Source organism: Neobacillus sp. NRS-1170, assembly GCF_050468025.1.
In genome coordinates, this window is sequence record NZ_JBITPF010000003.1 from 117,292 (window position 1) to 135,715 (window position 18,424).

18 protein-coding genes are annotated in these 18,424 nt (G+C 43.3%); 17 read left to right on the forward strand and 1 reads right to left on the reverse strand.

Annotation, left to right across the window (positions count from 1 at the left end; genetic code table 11):
* The first annotated feature begins 39 nt into the window (after positions 1-39).
* From ACIFOT_RS00505 to ACIFOT_RS00515, 3 genes are all read left to right on the forward strand, one after another.
* Positions 40-1,065: a TRAP transporter substrate-binding protein gene (locus tag ACIFOT_RS00505; protein ID WP_430060561.1), complete on the forward strand. Its 1,026-nt coding sequence runs from the start codon at positions 40-42 to the stop codon at positions 1,063-1,065.
* Positions 1,066-1,161: 96 nt separating this feature from the next.
* Positions 1,162-3,021: a sensor histidine kinase gene (locus ACIFOT_RS00510; RefSeq protein ID WP_430060563.1), complete on the forward strand. Its 1,860-nt coding sequence runs from the start codon at positions 1,162-1,164 to the stop codon at positions 3,019-3,021.
* Entirely contained in the window at positions 2,993-3,745 is a 753-nt protein-coding gene (locus tag ACIFOT_RS00515) for a response regulator transcription factor (protein ID WP_430060566.1), read from the forward strand. The genes ACIFOT_RS00510 and ACIFOT_RS00515 overlap by 29 nt, the downstream gene beginning before the upstream one ends.
* 100 nt (positions 3,746-3,845) lie before the next feature.
* On the opposite strand, the gene ACIFOT_RS00520 is transcribed toward ACIFOT_RS00515, so the two are convergent.
* Positions 3,846-3,971, reverse strand: a complete 126-nt coding sequence (locus ACIFOT_RS00520) for a YjcZ family sporulation protein (RefSeq protein WP_430060569.1) — start codon at positions 3,969-3,971, stop codon at positions 3,846-3,848.
* A 301-nt stretch (positions 3,972-4,272) separates the two neighbouring features.
* On the opposite strand from ACIFOT_RS00520, the gene ACIFOT_RS00525 reads away from it, so the two are divergent.
* From ACIFOT_RS00525 to ACIFOT_RS00590, 14 genes are all read left to right on the forward strand, one after another.
* On the forward strand, positions 4,273-4,458 hold the full coding sequence (locus tag ACIFOT_RS00525) for a hypothetical protein (RefSeq protein WP_430060572.1): 186 nt from the start codon (positions 4,273-4,275) through the stop codon (positions 4,456-4,458).
* Positions 4,459-5,189: 731 nt separating this feature from the next.
* Positions 5,190-5,885: a GntR family transcriptional regulator gene (locus ACIFOT_RS00530; RefSeq protein WP_335445016.1), complete on the forward strand. Its 696-nt coding sequence runs from the start codon at positions 5,190-5,192 to the stop codon at positions 5,883-5,885.
* 87 nt (positions 5,886-5,972) lie between these two features.
* The gene (locus tag ACIFOT_RS00535) at positions 5,973-6,590 is read left to right on the forward strand and encodes an ECF transporter S component (protein WP_430060575.1); all 618 of its coding nucleotides are present in this window, start codon (positions 5,973-5,975) and stop codon (positions 6,588-6,590) included.
* On the forward strand, positions 6,568-8,307 hold the full coding sequence (locus ACIFOT_RS00540) for an ABC transporter ATP-binding protein (RefSeq protein ID WP_430060578.1): 1,740 nt from the start codon (positions 6,568-6,570) through the stop codon (positions 8,305-8,307). The genes ACIFOT_RS00535 and ACIFOT_RS00540 overlap by 23 nt, the downstream gene beginning before the upstream one ends.
* A complete protein-coding gene (locus tag ACIFOT_RS00545; protein ID WP_430060581.1) occupies positions 8,304-9,074 on the forward strand; it encodes an energy-coupling factor transporter transmembrane component T family protein in 771 nt (256 codons plus the stop codon). The genes ACIFOT_RS00540 and ACIFOT_RS00545 overlap by 4 nt, the downstream gene beginning before the upstream one ends.
* Before the next feature lie 22 nt (positions 9,075-9,096).
* Positions 9,097-9,888 carry a 2-phosphosulfolactate phosphatase gene (locus ACIFOT_RS00550; protein WP_430060584.1) on the forward strand — a complete coding sequence of 264 codons (792 nt, stop codon included), beginning with the start codon at positions 9,097-9,099 and terminating at the stop codon, positions 9,886-9,888.
* On the forward strand, positions 9,885-10,739 hold the full coding sequence (locus tag ACIFOT_RS00555) for a nucleoside phosphorylase (protein WP_430060585.1): 855 nt from the start codon (positions 9,885-9,887) through the stop codon (positions 10,737-10,739). The genes ACIFOT_RS00550 and ACIFOT_RS00555 overlap by 4 nt, the downstream gene beginning before the upstream one ends.
* A 17-nt stretch (positions 10,740-10,756) precedes the next feature.
* Positions 10,757-12,205 (forward strand): NAD-dependent succinate-semialdehyde dehydrogenase, encoded by a 1,449-nt coding sequence (locus ACIFOT_RS00560; protein ID WP_430060588.1) that lies wholly within the window; start codon positions 10,757-10,759, stop codon positions 12,203-12,205.
* A 12-nt stretch (positions 12,206-12,217) separates the two neighbouring features.
* On the forward strand, positions 12,218-13,468 hold the full coding sequence (locus ACIFOT_RS00565; protein WP_430060591.1) for a lactate racemase domain-containing protein: 1,251 nt from the start codon (positions 12,218-12,220) through the stop codon (positions 13,466-13,468).
* A gap of 13 nt (positions 13,469-13,481) precedes the next feature.
* Positions 13,482-15,224 carry an IlvD/Edd family dehydratase gene (locus ACIFOT_RS00570; protein ID WP_430060594.1) on the forward strand — a complete coding sequence of 581 codons (1,743 nt, stop codon included), beginning with the start codon at positions 13,482-13,484 and terminating at the stop codon, positions 15,222-15,224.
* Positions 15,221-15,391 carry a XapX domain-containing protein gene (locus tag ACIFOT_RS00575; protein ID WP_430060596.1) on the forward strand — a complete coding sequence of 57 codons (171 nt, stop codon included), beginning with the start codon at positions 15,221-15,223 and terminating at the stop codon, positions 15,389-15,391. The genes ACIFOT_RS00570 and ACIFOT_RS00575 overlap by 4 nt, the downstream gene beginning before the upstream one ends.
* Before the next feature lie 12 nt (positions 15,392-15,403).
* Complete coding sequence (locus ACIFOT_RS00580; protein WP_430060599.1) at positions 15,404-16,171, forward strand: MTAP family purine nucleoside phosphorylase; 768 nt, start codon at positions 15,404-15,406, stop codon at positions 16,169-16,171.
* A gap of 18 nt (positions 16,172-16,189) precedes the next feature.
* The gene (locus tag ACIFOT_RS00585; protein ID WP_430060602.1) at positions 16,190-16,957 is read left to right on the forward strand and encodes an MTAP family purine nucleoside phosphorylase; all 768 of its coding nucleotides are present in this window, start codon (positions 16,190-16,192) and stop codon (positions 16,955-16,957) included.
* Entirely contained in the window at positions 16,915-18,408 is a 1,494-nt protein-coding gene (locus tag ACIFOT_RS00590; RefSeq protein ID WP_430060604.1) for an amidohydrolase family protein, read from the forward strand. Before ACIFOT_RS00585 ends, ACIFOT_RS00590 begins: the two co-directional genes overlap by 43 nt.
* Positions 18,409-18,424: the final 16 nt, after the last annotated feature.

Genomic DNA, 18,424 nt, shown 5'->3' on the forward strand with positions numbered 1-18,424 from the left:
ATAGGTGAAAATAAAAAAATTTTAAGGAGGGTTATAGAAATGAAGAGAAAAAAGATTACAGGAATTCTTGCAGCAACGTTGTTAATGGGTACCATCCTGGCTGCTTGCGGAAAAGAGGAAACGACTAGTTCAAAAGAAGGTGGTTCAAAAGCTGAAGAACCAAAGTATACCTTCCGCTTGGCCGATAATCAGCCGCCAGATTATCCAACTGTTGTTGGTGACAAAAAGTTTGCTGAATTGGTAGAAGAAAGATCTAACGGCCGAATTAAAATTGAAGTATTTCCATCCGCACAATTAGGGGATGAAAAATCCGTTCTAGAGCAGGTTCAGCTTGGAGCCATTGAGTTTACGCGGATTAATTCCAGTCCACTTGCCGAGTTTAATAATCAGTTTACGGCTCTTGGGCTCCCATATGTATTCGAAAGTGAGGAGCATTTATGGAATTTCCTAAACGGGGATATGGGAACAAAATTGTTAGACGGATTAGAACAGTCCAAAATGAAAGGGCTTGCTTATTACGATTCAGGATCACGAAGCTTTTATTCTGCGAAACCACTAAAAAGCGTAAAGGACTTAAAGGGTCAAAAAATCCGCGTACAGCAGAGTAAGATCAATATTGATTTCATGGAGGCCCTTGGTGCAAGTGCAACGCCAATGCCATATGGGGAAGTATTTAGTGCCCTGCAAACAGGAATTATTGACGGAGCAGAAAATAACATCCCAAGCTTAGACTCTTCCAACCATTATCAAGAAGCTAAAAACTTTATCTTAGATCACCACCAACGAATCCCTGAAGTCCTGTTAATTAGTAAAGCGGCATGGGATAAGCTTTCAGAAAAGGATCAAAAACTTATTAAGCAAGCTGCATTAGATTCAGTAAAGAAACAAAGAGAAGAATGGGATAAGTGGGAAGAACGTTCCACCAAGAAACTGAAAGAAGCTGGAGTGATTTTTACTGAGGTTGATGATATGACTCCTTGGAAAGATGCTGTTAAAACAATGGTTGAAAAATACTCAAAAGATTATAAAGAGGTAATGGATGCAATTGAAAAAGCCCGTCCATAATCGATAATCTGTCTATCAGCCTAGTTGGTAAATTCTTCTAAAAGCCAACTAGGTCTTTTCTGTTTAAAAAATTCAAAGTGTAAGGAATGGATCACGATGAAGAAAACGTGGAGAAAAATAGCGGCGTTTATTGAAACATACATTCTCTTAAAAAATCAGTCACTAATGATTAAGCTATGCGCTTTCTCCAGTTTTCTGGTTATATTTCCTGTGCTTTCAGTTGGCATCATTTCATACAAGCGTTCATCCGCAGAGCTTGAAAATGAACTCAGGCAATCAAGCAGGCAGGTAATTGATCAAGTAGAGACCCATATTGAATACTATCTACAGGATTTTGAGATTACCAGTCTAAAAATTATCAATTCTCCTGAACTATCAAGTCTATTGAAAATGAAGCCATCAGAAAGTAAGGAGCCCTTGATCGAACCGACACGAAACACTCTAAAAACAGCAGAGTACTCAAGAGCAGATATCTCAAATATCACGATCCTTCTCGATGACGGCCCGGTCATTGATACTCTTGGTAAAAGAAATTTCTATCCTGCCATGAAAATGAGGGATGAATATTGGTATTCCTCCGTCCCGCTTAATGGAATGAGTATGCTCGTCACAAGGAGGCTCAAATTAGAAAATAATGAGCAGCCTGTTATTTCACTAGTGAGGAGACTATTTAACCCAAGAACCCTCCTGCCAGTAGGCATGCTTATTATTGATATTAATTTCCGAAGGATTGAAGAAATCTCTAACAAAGTAACGATTAGTAAAAATGGCTATTTTTTTATATTAGATGCGAATGGACATTATGTCTATCATCCCGAATATTCGAAACTGGGGAAAAAGGTTGAATTCAAGCAGCTTTCCCAACTAAAAACAGAAGAGAGCAGCACGGAAATATTAGAGAATGAGCGAAAAGATTTTGTGACCAATACCTTTTCACGGAACCTTGGCTGGAGGTTCTTAACAGCTGTTCCCTACCGAGATTTAACAGGTGGGATTATTCAAATTGAAAAAGCCATATCTCTTACCATTATTGTTTCTTTAATCGCCGCCTATTTGATCGGCTTTGGATTTGCGACCAGTATCATTCGGCCGATACGCCGTCTCAAGCATTTTATGAAGGAAGTGGAAATTGGAAATCTAAACGGAAGAGTAAGAGTGGATTCAAAGGATGAAATTGGACAATTGACTGCGGGGTTTAATAATACGGTTGAAAAACTCTCGAATCTCCTGGAAGAAGTATATGTCTCGAAGTTGAAAGAGGCGGAAATGTCACTGAAACAAAAAGAAGTAGAACTAAAAATGCTTCAGTCACAGATGAATCCCCATTTTTTATACAATTCACTAGAAACCATTAGGGGAATGGCTTTAGAAGAAAATCAGCAAAATATTGCCATTATGTCTTTCTCGCTAGGAAAACTACTACGGTATAATCTGAATAATTCATCCTCCACTGTTAGTCTTAGAGAAGAAATAAATTTTAGTGAAATGTACCTTCGGATTCAAAAGTTTCGTTTTGAAGATCGTTTTGAGTATATGTTTGATATCCCTGATTGGGCCATGGAACTTAAGGTGGTAAAGTTTTCACTCCAGCCATTAGTGGAGAATTGCTTTGTTCATGGATATGGTCCGGATACTAGAAAAATAGAAATTGTGATTTCTGCCATTCGTCAATCGGAGTCTACCTTCGTGATTCGCATTTTTGACTCAGGTAATGGTATAGACGAAGAACTTTTAGAAGAGATAAGGAATCGCATTCAACAAAGAAGGACTTCTATGGACGGGAAAAATATAGGAATCTTAAATGTTCACCAAAGGATTCATTATTTATTTGGGTCTGAGTATGGAATCACGATGAAAAGTGAGCAGGGTATTGGGACAGAAGTATTAATCCATTTACCTTTTCCAGATGATACGGAGGGGCGAAACAATGAAAAAGAGAACGATCCTGTTAGTTGATGATGAGAGATGGGTTCGAACGGCTCTTAAATGGACAATCAAGCAGTTGAATCTTCCGTTGCTGATAGCCAATGAATGTGAGAACGGATTAGAAGCACTTGATTGGATCAAGCAAAATGAGGTAGACCTTGTCATTACGGATATTCGGATGCCAATAATGGACGGACTTTCGTTAGTTAAGGAAGTGAATCATTTAAAAAAGACACCAGATGTCATCGTCATCAGTGTACATGACGATTTCCAATTTGTTCAAAAAGCACTTCGAAACGGGGTAACGGACTACATGTTAAAACCAGTGGAGGAGCTCGATTTAAAAGCATGCCTTGAAAAATGGCTAGACCAACTATATCAGGCAGAGACAAAAATGAACGCACCCATTATAGTGGATGAGAATCTGCCTTCATCCACGATTGAAAGAGTTTTGCATTATTTAGAAAAGACCCCATTAGACCAAATTACACTGAAAGATGCAGCAGAGAGCGTCCATATGAATCCTAGTTATCTCAGTCAATTATTCAAGCAACAGTTGAACAAAAAGTTTGTTGATTATATTACCGAGCTTCGAATTGAGGAAAGTAAACGGTTGTTACAAAATACATCATTAAGAATGTCCGAGATTGCCGAACGAGTAGGGTATTCCGACTTAGCTTATTTTAGTAATAACTTTAAAAGGATAATGGGTTTTTCTCCATCTGAGTTTCGGAAATCAGTCATCATTCCATAAAATGAAAGTATAAGAAGGATAAATAAATTTTGGAAACAAAAAAAAGACTCCTTAGCTGGAGCCTTTTTCCTATTCAATGCATCTTACCATGTCCCATTTATTAGATGAAAGACGCTCCCACAATGATAAGAAGAATGAACAATACAACAATTAAAACAAAAGTGCCGCCGCCATAAAAGCCACCTCCGTAGCCATATCTGCCGCATCCGAAGCCGTATCCAAACATATTTATCACCACCTATTGGTTTATGCGAAGAGAAACTCTCTCTATAATATATTTCTTAAGAGAAAGTTCGATTGGACAATCATCATGGTAACAAGACAAAATCAGCGTTTTATTTAACAAAGAAAAGAAACGTTTGCAATACATGCAAACGTCTCTTCGGAGGTAACTATCTATGTTTTGGCTTGGCGGTAATAATAATATATGTCGTATAAATAATAAGGAATGGACAAGTGCTGATTTTAAGAAAATTAATAAATAAAAATGATCTCAAACAAACCGAAAAATTATGAGGATGAAGAAGATGAACATTACGATTGATTTTCATTTCAAAGCTAAAAGTAAAGCATCACGACATGGTTCATTACAATTAAACGGACGGAATCCTGAAAAGATGACTTATTACTGGTGGAAACGGATCATTAAGGAACTGTCTTTCCATGCAAATCTAGAAAATGTAATTGTTGAAGGGGATAGGGATATAACCTAGTTAGTCGTGGAATTGGAAAAGCAGGAATTTAGAAATAGTGACGACAATTGGAATTTACCTTTTTAGTTGCTGCGGCGTCATTACTGTATGGCTGGCGAAATCAGGTAATCTATAGGAACGGTTCTCATGGCTCAAAGGATGTTATTTCATAATAGTCCACTAGAACCGTCCCCATGGCCTTTGACACAAATTTTTAAGCAGCTTCATGGGCATAAGTTCGGTATAAAACCGGACTTATGCCTTTTAATTTTGCCCTAATTCGTTTGTGGTTGTTAGCGGTTCTTGATATTGTATCTCCCAAGACAGGGACGAGTATTCGACTAGATGCTTTGTCAGTAGAAATCATGGCATGGCAAGATGAACAGCTTTTTAGAGAATAAGGTATTAATTTAGATACAGTATAGACAAAGTCATGTTTTCTTACTGGAGGAGGCGCTTGCAAAGTGAATAATGATGTTGACCTCCGGGAAATCTATTAACTTAAATACAAAAATAAAACCTAATAGCTTTGATAATTGTAGTAGGTTAAATTTTCCATGTATGTCAGCTACAAAGTATAAATTTTTGAAAAAATAAAATTTTTCAAAAATTATAAAAATTAGTATTGCAATTTGAGAGAGTACTGGGATAAAATCATCTTAAGTCATCGGACGACCAACGTAGGTGGATAGACAAAATTTTGAAATAAGTGAGGGAATAGACAGATGAAAATAGAGCACAGGAGTTTATATATGCAGGCGAGGGATATGATATATGAGCTGATAAAAAAAGAATTTGAACCAATGCAGAAAATTCCATCCGAGCAAAAACTGTCGGAACAGCTTGGAGTTAGCAGAAATACGGTCAGGGAAGCCATTCGGACATTGGAGCAGGAAGGGATATTATTAAGCCGACATGGCGTAGGGAATTTTGTAATCGGTTCCAAAAAGGAGCTGAAAACAACCATCACGACGCTGGAAAGCTCAACCAATATTATCAAGGCACATGGATACATTCCAGGGACAAAAAATGTGGTGTCGAGTGTAATTGATATCTCCGAAGAGGTGAGAGGCCAGCTCTTGCTTGAAGACAATAAAAAGGCGTTTTATATCGAGCGTGTACGGACCGCTGACGGAGAATCAGTTGTTTATGTGGAAGACTATATTCCTTATCAATCAGGCATGGAACTTGAATACAAAGAGACGTATCATGAATCCTTGCTAGAGTTTTTAGAGAAATTCGATCACAAGGTTTCCTTTTCGATTTGTACGCTAAAAGCCGTCATCAGCTGCGAAAAGGTAGAAAAGAAACTCGATTTAAATGAAAAAAGCGCTCTACTATTACTAAAACAAGTTCACTATTCTACTGCAGGTGTACCTGTCCTTTATTCGGACAGCTATTATTTGAGCGACAAATTCGAATTTAATGTGGTACGAAAAAGAGGTTAGAGTCTTTAAAGGAGGTGAGGAAGAAACAGAAAAAGGTAAAGGGTGGTTTTTAAACAGGGGAATAACTAAAACAGGGAGGAATGCAAGTTGACAAAAGAAAAATCAAAACGTCTTACTACGGTTGATATTGTCTTAATGGCCATTTTAGCGATTGTGAATGGGGTAGCCATGACCTATTTGGCGATGTTGAACCAAATGTTAACGGCGATAGGCGGCCCGATATTAACTTCTATTACTCTAGGACTCTTCACTATTTCTGGCGTATTGGCTGCATATATCATTCGGAAACCGGGTGCGGCATTTTTTACTTTAACACTTGCAGGGGTTGTACAAATCCTATCTGGAAACCCGAACGGCCTCATTTCCATTACAGCTGCAATAACGGATGGCTTAGGAGCTGAATTGGGGTACTTATTATTCCGGTATAAGCGTTGGGATTGGTTGAGTACTGCCTTATCAGGGTTGTTTGCTGTACCGGTCTGGTTCGTCATCGCATCCTTTTGGTTCGGATACTACAAATGGGGTTGGGTCGTTTTAATTATTGCTTTCGGAGTACGCTGTGTAAGCGGTATTATTTTATCGGGCTGGCTTAGCAAGGCCATTGGCGATTTGCTAGAAAAGACAGATATTTTAAAAGGCTTTAAGATTGCTAAAGACCGCAAAGCAGGAAGGGTGAATACGATTGACCCCAATTATCGAGCTTAAAAATCTCACCTACACCTATGAAGATGAGACGGAGCCAGTCTTAAAAAATCTTTCTCTTCAAATCCATGAAGGTGAGTTTGTGTTAATTGTTGGACCTAGCGGATCAGGAAAAAGCACCATCTGTCAAACCTTTAATGGGATTATTCCCAATGTGCTGGATGGCGAAATTGAGGGAGAAATTATCGTTGACGGCAAAGAGGTGCTGAATCTTGAACTGAAAGATTTATCCACCAGCATGGGATTGGTGTTCCAGGATCCTGACGCGCAGCTATGCAATATTTATGTCGAAGACGAGGTCGCCTTTGCACCGGAAAATTTAAAGGTCGAACCGCAAGAAATCCATCATCGCATCAAAGATGCACTGGAAAAAGTGGGAATGCAGGGATATGAAACAAGAAAGGTGTTTGAGCTGTCAGGAGGTCAGAAACAAAAAGTAGGAATTGCTTCCGTTCTCTCCATGAAGCCAAAAATTCTGGTGCTGGATAATGCAACCGCCAATCTTGACCCTCAAGCCACAAAGGATATTTTTGATTTATTACAGATGCTTCACAAGGAATACGGCCATACCATTATAGTGGTCGAAAATAAAATTGACGATCTGATGCATTTAGCTGACCGCGTTATTGTTGTTGATGACGGGCAGATTGTCTCACAAGGCACTCCTCGAGAAATTCTTGAACATTCGATTGACATTCTAATCAAGATGGGATTATGGGTCCCTGAAATCTCAGAATTAGCGGTCAAACTTCAACAAAAAGGCTTTTCTTTTGAAAAGTTTCCTATCACCGTAGATGAGGCAACAAAAGAGTTGCAAGGAAAGTGGAGAGATGCATTTTTGCCGTCAAGCCGTCCTTTCCGCTCACAACCCAACTCAGATGATTGCATTACTGTTGATAATTTAAATTATCGCTATCCGAATGGCACCTATGCCTTGAAAAATGTCAGTTTCTCCATCAAAAAAGGGGACTTTGTCGCCATCCTTGGCACGAACGGCTCCGGAAAAACGACATTGGTCAAGCATTTGATGGGCATTATTAAACCTCCTAAAAAAACAATTTTCGTAAATGGTGAAGACATTCACTATAAAAAGCTGCTTGATATGACAGAGCATATCGGCTATGTGTTTCAAAATCCTGAGCATCAATTTGTGGCGGATAATGTATTTGAAGAAGCCATTTACAGCCTTAGAGTCCAGCAGGGCATCGGAAAAGATGAGGACCTGCCGCAGGAGATTATCCAGCAAGGGATTGAATCGCTTGAAAGCATTAAATTGCTTGAAGCGAAAGATAAGCATCCATTTGTGCTGAGCGGCGGGGAAAAGCGCAGGTTAAGTGTGATTGCCTCGTTAATTCTCGGTCAAGACATTGTCATTCTCGATGAGCCGACAACCGGACAAGACTATGCCAGTGCCACAAAGCTTCTTGAATTGTGCAGCCGCTTACAAGAACAAGGGAAAACAGTCATTATGATTACCCACGATATTCGTCTTGTGTGCAAATGGGCGAACACCGCCCTGGTTATGCATAATGGGGAAAAAATCTATAACGGTGATATTGGCGACCTGTTTTTACAGGAAGACATCTTAAAGAAAGCTTCACTGATCGAACCGCCGATTTCACAGCTGGCGAAACGATTGGCGGGCAGGAAGCTAGAGCATGGCGTCATCACGATCGATCAATTTATGCAGACCAGAGAGGGGGTTAAACAAGCCCTATGAGCATGGCCTTTCAATATCAAGAAAAAAAATCATTCATGCATGACGTTGATCCACTGACAAAAATTGTTTGGATGATGTGTATCTCAGTGCTCGTTTTCATCTATGAAACAGCCTTTCCACAGATTGAATTGTTTGTGGTTACCTTGATGACGGCTTTCCTTTTGGCTCGGCTCAGTCCGAAATTTGTGTTCCGCGGTATTTGGATTATGCTGCTGTTCAGCATTGGATTTTTTATCCTTCAAGTATTATTTGTTCCAGGGCATACACAACTTTTTACGGTTGGGCCGCTCCATATCTACAAGGAGTCTGTTGACTTCGCGACAGCTATTACTTTCAGAATATTGACTATTTTCACATCATCTCTCGTATTCGTAGCAACAAGCGATCCAAGGGATATTGTCATCTCATTGACGAAACAGCTGAAAATTCCGTACAGATATGCCTATTCCATCTTTGTCGCGCTTCGATTTGTCCCGACACTTGAAAGTGAAGCGCGCATCATAGAAGCCGCTCAAACCATTCGCGGTGTCGGGAAACAAAAAGGGCTGAAAAATAAAGCGGAAAACTTAAAGCGTTTCAGTCTGCCGCTCTTAATGGGGGCGTTAAGAAGGGTTAGGGTTACAGCCAATACAATGGAAGCAAAAGGGTATGGCGCCTATTCCGACAGAACCTATATTAGGACGATTAAGATAAGTAAAAAAGGGGTTGCCTTTGTCCTAATCTGGGTGGTGTTAACCGTTTATTTAGTAGCGTCGAAGTGGATGTAAGGAAAAGGGAGGGGGGATTTGGATGAATGAAATGAAGTTTGAAGTCGCTTTTATGCCAAAGGAAATTAATGCTGGGCAGACGCAGGTATGTGTGCTGGTAGATGTATTGCGGGCTACTTCAGCGATTGTCACCATGTTTGAAAAAGGCTGTGCCGAAATCATCTTAACAGACGATGAAATCAAAACGCTTGCCGAACGGAACGATTACCTTCATGATGGGACGCTTGTATGTGCAGAGGAACATGACGGAAAGATTTCTCCGTCTGCACAGTTCAGCCCGTCCTTGAGTTCCATCCGCACCATCGGGATTGAGGGGAAGCGAGTGGTGATGCGGACGACAAACGGCACGCTTGCTGGCTTAACACTTTGGAAATCCGGGATAAAAGAAATTTTAATCGGTTCCCTGCATAACGCAAAAGCGGTTATGGAAAAAGCAGTCAGCAAAGCAAAAGAGTTGAAGGGCAGTGTCACCATTGTTTGTGCGGGTAGGGAAAATGGACAAATTGCCGCACTCGATGACGTCTTTTGCGCAGGTGTCCTGCTGCAGTATGGAGAGGAAGCAGCAAGGGCGCAAAATTTGGTGCCATCGCTGAAAGACTCGGCAAAAATCAGCCGTCATTTACTTTCGGTTTATCCGGACACGAATATGGCTTTCGAAGATTCCGGAAGTGGAGAAACGATGAGAAGAATTAATTGCAAAGAAGATATCCGGCTTAGCACCGAAGAAAATATATCAAAGTGCGTGCCTGAAGTTTATTTTTCAAAAGAAGATGGAATTAAAGTGAAAAATTCGAATGGAGTGATCGTACAATGACAGAATGGAAATCAAATGCAACAAAACCGGTAATGGATGAAGGGCTTCAATATCATATTCGCTGCAAGGAAGGCGATATTGCCAAATTTGTGTTGCTCCCAGGCGATCCGGAGCGTGTCGATTTGATTGGCGAAGAGTGGGATGAGAGCAGGAAAGTGGCGAATTATCGTGAGCATCGAACATTTTCTGGAAAAATCGGCGGAGTAGAGATTTCTGCTTGTTCGACCGGTGCAGGGGGAGGCTCTACAGCCAGTGCCTTCGAAGAACTCGCTGAGCTAGGCGGTGAAACGTTCATCCGAGTCGGCACTACTGCCGCGATTCAAGACTATATCCAGCCGGGAGAACTAATCATTTCTTCAGGTGCGGTGCGCCATGATGGGACAAGCCCGTTTTATGTGGATGAGCGTTATCCGGCAAGTGCCCATTACGAAGTGACCGCGGCGCTTGTTGAGGCAGCCGAACAGCTGAATTACACTTACCACGTCGGGGTATCCTGTTCATCTGCTTCTTGGTACTGCGGACAAGGCCGGAAAGGATTTAGAGGATATGATCAAACCTTCTTTGCTAATAAAGTAGAGGATTTACGAAAAGCGAATGTATTGAATTTCGAAATGGAAGCAGCGACGATCTTTACCTTGGGCGGTCTTTACGGACTTCGCACGGGTTCTGTATGTACAGTGGTTGCCAACAGAATTACAGATGAGTTCACTTACGGCGGGATTGAAAAAAGCGTACGAGTAGCAAATTTAGCTGCGCAGATTCTGGCCGAATGGGACGAAGTGAAGAAAGCTCAGGGGAAAAAATATTGGTTCCCGTCTCTTACGAAAGCAGGAAAAATTACGGCTAAATAATCAGAGGAGTGATTTTGATGTTAGTTGGCACCAAGCATGGTATGTACATTAACGGAGAATGGATAAGTGCTGCCGCAGGGGATGTAATAGATGTATTCAATCCGGCTACCCGTGAAAAAATTGCAGAAGTTCCCAACGGTTCTGGGGAAGAAACGGAGCTCGCTGTCCAAGCGGCAAAGGCTGCTTTTGAGCCATGGGCAAACCTGACGGCAAGAGAACGTTCTGGTTATTTGTATAAAGCCTATCACAAAATGATGGAACGCAAAGAAGAACTGGCAAGAATATTGACAATGGAGCAAGGAAAGCCGCTTCAGGAAGCCCGTGGTGAGATTGAATTTGCGGCCAGTTTCCTGCAGTGGTATGCCGAAGAGGCAAATCGTGTATATGGCGAGATGATTCCTTCATCCAAAAAAGGCAAGCGTTTATGGGTGGTGCCAAAACCAATTGGTGTAGTGGCGGCCATCACCCCATGGAACTTTCCTTCTGCTATGGTTACACGGAAGGTGGCGCCGGCGATTGCGGCGGGATGCACCGTTGTCCTGAAGCCGGCGGAGCAAACACCGCTCAGTGCGATTGAGATTGTTAGAATATTCGAAGAAGTAGGTTTGCCAAAAGGCGTCATTAACCTAGTCACCGGAGATCCAGTCCAAATCGGCAATGTGTTGATGGAAAGCTCCGATGTCCGTTCGATTACCTTTACGGGTTCGACAGAAGTCGGAAAGCTTTTAATGAAAGGTAGCGCGCAAAACGTCAAAAAATTATCTTTGGAATTAGGCGGTCATGCCCCGCTGCTCGTATTGGATGACGCGGATCTCGATCTTGCCGTGGAACAGGCTGTCGCAAGTAAATATCGGAATTGCGGCCAGACGTGTATTTGTACAAACCGGATTTTCGTCCACGAGAATGTACAGGAAGAATTTACACAAAAGCTGCAAGAAAGAGTGGGGCAGTTACATTTGGGCAATGGATTGGATGAAGGTGTTACGATTGGGCCGCTTATTGATAAAGGCGGATTGGAGAAAGTGAAAGGGCAGGTAGAGGATGCTGTTTCTAAAGGCGCCGTTGTAACAGCGGGCGGAAAGGAATGGAAAGGCCCGGGAGGATACTACTATGAACCTACTATTCTTACAAATGTGTCTAATGAGATGAAAATCATGGGTGAGGAAACATTTGGACCTGTCGTACCGGTTGTACCGTTTACAAGCATTGATGAGGCGATCCAAGCAGCCAATGATACGGATTACGGGCTGGCGGCCTTCCTATTCACCAATGACCTTTCTAAGGCCATTAACGTGATGGAAAAGCTGGAGTATGGCATCATCGGCATCAATGATGTGTTCCCTGGAACCGCGGAAGCTCCGTTCGGCGGCATGAAAGAGTCTGGCCTCGGACGTGAAGGCGGACATGAGGGCATCCAAGAATTCATCGAGATGAAATACGTTTCCGTTGCCATTAAAGAATTATAAGAGGTGGATACGATGAATCTGCCGAAACTTGTGCATGTAAAGCAGCGATTTCCGCAAAACAAAATACTTAATCTTGAACTTCATGTAAAGAAAGAGCTCAAACGGAATCTGCCTTCCATTCCTAAAGGAAGTTCAATCGCGATAACGGTGGGAAGCAGAGGAATCAGTAACCGGGTTTTAATCGTAAAAACGGTCGTTGATTATCTAAAAGAAGTCGGATGTTCCCCTTTCATTATTGGAGCAATGGGAAGTCATGGAGGAGGAACAGCGGAGGGGCAGCTCGATGTGTTAACTAGTCTAGGCTTTACGGAAGAAACGATCGGCTGCCCCGTCGTTACTTCCGATGAAGTGATTGAAATTGGCAAAACGAAAAAGGGCTTTACGATGTATTGCGATCGATATGCCTGGGAAGCAGACGGGATTATCGTCATGAATCGCATTAAACTGCATACGGCGTTTCGCGGTCCGAATGAAAGCGGCCTATTAAAAATGATTACCGTTGGCTTAGGAAAGGCGAAGGGCGCCAACCAGCTTCATCGCCAAGGCCCTGCCAACATGTCTGAAACCATTCGTGAAGTCGGGGGAGCCTTTCTTCAAACCGGAAAAGTTCTTGCAGGCATTGGGATTGTCGAAAACAGCTTTGATGAAACGGCCAATTTGGAAGTCATCCGTCCTGATGAAATCATTGTGCTAGAGCAAAAGCTTTTAGAACTATCAAAGTCCTATTTTCCTAGAATTCCTATTGAGGAACTGGATCTCCTCATTATTAAAACAATGGGGAAAAACTATAGCGGAACGGGTATGGATACAAACGTAATCGGCCGCAACAAAATATTCGGTGTACCAGAACCCGAGAAACCTACCTATAAACGAGTTGTGGTGCTTGACCTCGATGATGCTTCTCACGGAAATGCGACGGGTATTGGTCTTGCGGATCTAACAACCGAAAGACTGTACCAAAAAGTGGATAAGCAAAAAACATACTTAAACTGTTTGACGAGCACTTACGTACAAAGAGGGATGATACCTCTTGTACTGCCTAACGATAAGGAAGCCATTGGAGCAGCAGTCCAAAGTCTTGGAATCGACAATCCTATGTCTTTAAGACTAGCGGTGATTGAAAATACGCTGGAGCTTGAACATTTGTATATATCGGAAAACCTTGTGGGCGAGATCGAGGGGAAGGCGGACATTCAGTCAACCCCATTTGAGATACAGTTTACGGAAGCCGGTACACTAAATCTCTCCATATCGGTTCATTGAGAGGAGAAAGTATATGAAAAAAACACATACATCTTATGGTGATGCAGGCTTCAGTCAATTCCTCCGCATGGCCTTTCAGCGTCATCTTGGCCATGAAGAAGCGGATTTTGAAAAACCGGTCATCGGCATATGTAATACGTATAGCGAAGTGAACCGCTGCCACAGCCACCTACAACCAATGGTAGAGGCGATTAAACAAGGGGTTCTGATGGCGGGAGGAACCCCGCTTGAGTTTCCGACCATTTCCCTCGGAGAGATGTTTACAAGTCCTACGACCATGCTTTACCGTAATTTGGCGGCGATGGATACGGAGGAAATGATTACGGCCCAGCCGATTGACGGGGTCGTGCTAATCGGAGGCTGCGATAAAGTGCTTCCTGCCCAGCTGATGGGAGCAGCAAGCGCGAACAAACCGGCCATTGCTTTCACAGGCGGGCCGATGAGTAATGGCAAATATAAAGGACAAACGCTTGGCGCGTGTTCAGATTGCCGTTTTTACTGGCAGGAGTATAATGCTGGAACAGTGAGTGAGGAAGAAATTAAAAACATTAATGCCCAATTGGCGCCGACGGCAGGACATTGCATGGTAATGGGCTCTGCTAGCACTATTGCCGCATGTGCAGAGGCAATGGGCATGATGCTCCCAGGTGCCTGCGCAGCACCGGCAACCGTAAATGAACGGATGCGTCTGGCAAGGGAAACGGGAAAAGCCATTGTGCAAATGGTGGAAAACAATATTCGTCCTTCAGACATCATGACAAAGGGAGCTATTGAAAATGCGGTGCGAACGTTGATGGCTGTAGGGGGATCGACGAATGCCGTCATCCATCTGATCGCCATCGCCAGAAGGCTGGGCATCCAGCTTACGTTAGAAGACTTTGAGAGGCTAAGCCGAACCACCCCGTTTATTGCCAATTTAAGACCGGCAGGCTTTTATCAAATGGAGGACTTATATCATGCAGGCGGCATCCCTGCTGTTCTAAAAGAACTGTCCCCACTTCTGAGCCTTGATGAGCTGACCGTTACGGGCAAATCACTTGGCGAAAACTTGAGCAATGTTCAAGTGGATGAAGTGTATCAGGATATTATCAGGCCTTTCCAAGATCCGCTTCATCCAGAAGGAGGCATCGCCGTACTGAGGGGCAACCTGGCTCCGAATGGCGCGATCATGAAACCGAAAGCAGCCATTGACAAAACCTTGCTTAAGCATCGCGGGAGGGCGGTTGTGTTCACTTCTATTGCCGACATGGAAAAGCGGGTGAACGATCCGAATCTTGCGGTCGATCGGGACAGCGTGCTTGTTTTGCAAAATGCGGGTCCAGTCGGTGCGCCGGGTATGCCGGAGGCCGGGATGATCCCGATTCCGAATAAGCTTCTGAAGCAAGGGGTCCGAGACATGGTGCGCCTTTCGGATTGCCGCATGAGCGGCACCGCCTTTGGGACAGTCGTCCTTCATGCTTCTCCGGAAGCAGCAGTCGGCGGGGCCATCGGCTTGATTAAAGACGGCGATTGGATTGAGCTGGACGTTGAAAACCGAACGCTTGAGCTGCTGATTTCAGAAAAGGAGCTCGAACGCAGAAGAAACGAGTGGAATCCGCCTCAGTTTTCCGATTACAAGCGAGGCTATGGCTGGTTATTCCGTCAGCATGTGTTGCAGGCGGATGAAGGCTGTGACTTTGACTTTTTACGACCTGCACCTGAAACCGATAAGCTGGAAGTTCCTTTTTCATTTGAGTTAGAAGGTGAGAAGGTATGAGGGAGATATTCTTAGCCCTGATTGCGGGCATCATTGTGGGGGCTGTCTTTAAGGTCGTACGGCTCCCGCTTCCTGCACCGCCTGTATTCGCGGGGATTGTCGGCATTGTTGGGGTTTGGCTGGGCGGCACAGCGGTCTCCGCAATGATGGAAAAAATATTCGGATAAGGAGGAAACGCATTGAAAATCGGCTTGATTGGCGGCACAGGATTGTATGATCTGTTTCACACACTTACCGAGCAATGCATCGAAACGGATTACGGGCAGGTTACCCTGCTTAGAGGAGAGTTTGAGGATAAAGAGGTTTATTTTTTGCCAAGGCATGGAACGGAGCATGGGGTACTGGCGCCTTTTGTGAATTATAAAGCGAATATGATGGCCCTCAAAAAAGCCGGGATTGAGCAAGTCATCGCCGTTTCAGCTGTAGGCTCCATTAATCCGGACATTCCGATTGGCGGGTTATCCATGCCGGATCAAATTGTCGATTTCTCGCGAAGGAGGGACAATACATACGGCCAATTTTCAGCCGATATGACCTATCCGTTTTGCCCGGATCTTCAGAAGGCAGTGAGTACGGCAGCTACGGAGAATAGTCAGACATTATATGAAAATACGACTCTCATCTGTGTGGATGGACCAATCTATGAAACCCGCAGTGAGCTGCAGCTTTTTTCTTCATGGGGAATGGATGTAGTCGGCATGACGAACTCAACGGAAGCGGCCCTGGCAAGAGAGCTGGGAATCTGTTATTCGGCCGTCACGCTCTCAACCGATCTCGCTACGGGATTTGCGCCGATTCCTCCTGACCTGGGGACGCATAAAAGAGTGGCAGCAATAAACAAAGATAAAGTCAAAGCGCTCATGGTAAAAACTCTTGCCTTACTTCCAGAACAGAAGAGCTGTCAGTGTGCCAAGTCTTATAACGAATATATGATAGTAAAAAAATAACTAATTAGCTGGGGTGTAATGATGAAAATAGGAATTATCGGTGGAACAGGATTCTATCAACTTTTTGATCAAATGGTAGAAAAAACGGTTCATACGGAATATGGTGACGTCACGGTTTTCCGTGCCGTATCAGAAGGTAAGGAAGTTTATTTTCTTCCAAGGCATGGAAAGCATCATGATGCTCTTGCTCCGTTTGTAAATTATCGTGCTAATATTCTTGCATTAAAGGAGTTAGAGGTTACAAGAATCTTGTCTGTTTCTGCGGTTGGGGCGATTAATCCTGAAATTGAAGTCGGAAGCCTATCTTTGCTCGACCAATTTGTGGATTTGACAACCCGAGTGAAAACATATGGAAAATATTCCGTTGACATTACGGAACCGTTTTGTCCGGAATTACAAGAGGTTTTTGTTCAGGCTGCGAAAGAAATCAATGAACCGCTTAGAGAGAAGACCACATTAGTCTGTGTGGAAGGTCCACGTTATGAAACAAAAGCGGAAATACAATTGTTTGCAAAATGGGGAATGGATGTTGTTGGGATGACAAACGCAACGGAAGCATCGCTTGCAAGAGAGCTTGGGATGTGCTATTCCGTGGTCACGGTGGCTACCAACACGGCTCCGGGTATAACCGACCATAAACCTTCTTTAAAAGCACATAAGGAAGTTGGAGAACGCAAACGCGAAACGGTGAGCACCCTTATGCTCGAAGCTATTAAGCTTGCAGGTGAAAGGAAAAACTGCTCTTGCCAGGAAGCCTACGAACGGGCTGTATTGTCAAGGACATGATCGCAAAGAAAACGCTCATTAAAAATCCCTTGATTGTTTCCAACATGTCTTCTGTTGGGAACAAGAAGGGGACTGTTATGGTAGAAGGGCAGAAAATCACGCATGTGTTTTACAATCAAGAGAATCTTGTTAACGCTCTTGAACAATATGCAGATGAAATCATCGACGCTGAGAACATGGTATTAATTCCAGGAATGGTAAATGCTCATTACCATTCCTATACGAATTTACTCAAGGGTACGACCAACAATCTCCCGCTGGAAATATGGGCGCTATATACCATGGCATATGGTTATTCGCTTGAAGACGAGGATATTTATTATTCTGTGCTCCTAGGCTGTATCGAGATGATGAAATCAGGTGTGACAAGCTGCGTAGACCACTTTCCGCATATTGCGGCATCCGAGGCAGCGCTTAAAGCCTATGACGAAGCTGGCATGCGGGTAGCCTTTGCCCCGATGCTGCAGGATGTGCCTGACCAACAATTTTTTCAAGTCTCTTTTCCGCCATCTATTCAGAAACAAAATTCGCAAAAACCTCGCGCTTCAATCGAAGAAATGAAATCCTTTTTTAAAACGCTCATATCAACATGGCATCAAAAAGACGGAAGAATCACTGTCCAACTAGGCCCGAATGCTCCGCAGCGTTGTTCAGAAAACATCCTTCATTTATGCAAAGAACTTAGTGAAAAAGAAAATTTGCGGATTCATACGCATCTGCTGGAAACAAAAGCACAATTTGAGCAAAGCCGGAAGCTGTATCAAGAAGGCATCGTCCGTTACCTCGACCGTCTAGGTTTCTGGAATGAAAAAGTATCGGCAGCCCATTCCGTCTGGCTGGATGACGAAGAAATCCAGCTATTAGCCGATCGAAACGTATCCATTATTCATAACCCAGCGAGCAATTTGCTGCTCGGAAGCGGCATCGCACCCATTCCAGCCTTTTTGAAAAAAGGGGCAAATGTGGCAATTGGAACAGACGGCTCTAATTGCGGAACCGTTCACAATTTATTTGATGCCATGCGTCTGACTGCGATGATTCATCGTCCGCGGGAAAGCGATTATTCCAATTGGCTGACGGATGCGACGATATTTAACATGGCAAGCACATCAGGCGGGAAGGTATTGGGGCTAGAAGGAGACTTGGGTAGGATTGAATCAGGCCAAAAAGCAGATCTGGTGTTATTGGGAACGAAAAATTCATTTTGGACCCCATTGAACAGCCCAATATCCCAACTGATTCACCAGGAAAATGGCTCGTCTGTCGATTCCGTTCTCATCAATGGAGAGTGGACAGTGCGGAACGGGAAAACAGTGAATATTGATGAAGAAAAAATCCTTCATGAAGTGAAAAGAAGACAAGAGAGTTTGCTAGAAAAATGGCAGGAACCATTAAAACGGGCTGAACAACTTAGACCGCACTTTGAAAAAATCCTATTAGAATATCATTGATCATAGGGGGAATTGA

Bases quoted from the DNA above. Each gene is read 5' to 3' on its own strand.
- ACIFOT_RS00505 (WP_430060561.1), top strand. From the start codon at position 40: ATGAAGAGAAAAAAGATTACAGGAATTCTTGCAGCAACGTTGTTAATG.
- ACIFOT_RS00510 (WP_430060563.1), top strand. From the start codon at position 1,162: ATGAAGAAAACGTGGAGAAAAATAGCGGCGTTTATTGAAACATACATT.
- ACIFOT_RS00515 (WP_430060566.1), top strand. From the start codon at position 2,993: ATGAAAAAGAGAACGATCCTGTTAGTTGATGATGAGAGATGGGTTCGA.
- ACIFOT_RS00520 (WP_430060569.1), bottom strand. From the start codon at position 3,971: ATGTTTGGATACGGCTTCGGATGCGGCAGATATGGCTACGGAGGTGGC.
- ACIFOT_RS00525 (WP_430060572.1), top strand. From the start codon at position 4,273: ATGAACATTACGATTGATTTTCATTTCAAAGCTAAAAGTAAAGCATCA.
- ACIFOT_RS00530 (WP_335445016.1), top strand. From the start codon at position 5,190: ATGCAGGCGAGGGATATGATATATGAGCTGATAAAAAAAGAATTTGAA.
- ACIFOT_RS00545 (WP_430060581.1), top strand. From the start codon at position 8,304: ATGAGCATGGCCTTTCAATATCAAGAAAAAAAATCATTCATGCATGAC.
- ACIFOT_RS00550 (WP_430060584.1), top strand. From the start codon at position 9,097: ATGAATGAAATGAAGTTTGAAGTCGCTTTTATGCCAAAGGAAATTAAT.
- ACIFOT_RS00555 (WP_430060585.1), top strand. From the start codon at position 9,885: ATGACAGAATGGAAATCAAATGCAACAAAACCGGTAATGGATGAAGGG.
- ACIFOT_RS00560 (WP_430060588.1), top strand. From the start codon at position 10,757: ATGTTAGTTGGCACCAAGCATGGTATGTACATTAACGGAGAATGGATA.
- ACIFOT_RS00565 (WP_430060591.1), top strand. From the start codon at position 12,218: ATGAATCTGCCGAAACTTGTGCATGTAAAGCAGCGATTTCCGCAAAAC.
- ACIFOT_RS00570 (WP_430060594.1), top strand. From the start codon at position 13,482: ATGAAAAAAACACATACATCTTATGGTGATGCAGGCTTCAGTCAATTC.
- ACIFOT_RS00575 (WP_430060596.1), top strand. From the start codon at position 15,221: ATGAGGGAGATATTCTTAGCCCTGATTGCGGGCATCATTGTGGGGGCT.
- ACIFOT_RS00585 (WP_430060602.1), top strand. From the start codon at position 16,190: ATGATGAAAATAGGAATTATCGGTGGAACAGGATTCTATCAACTTTTT.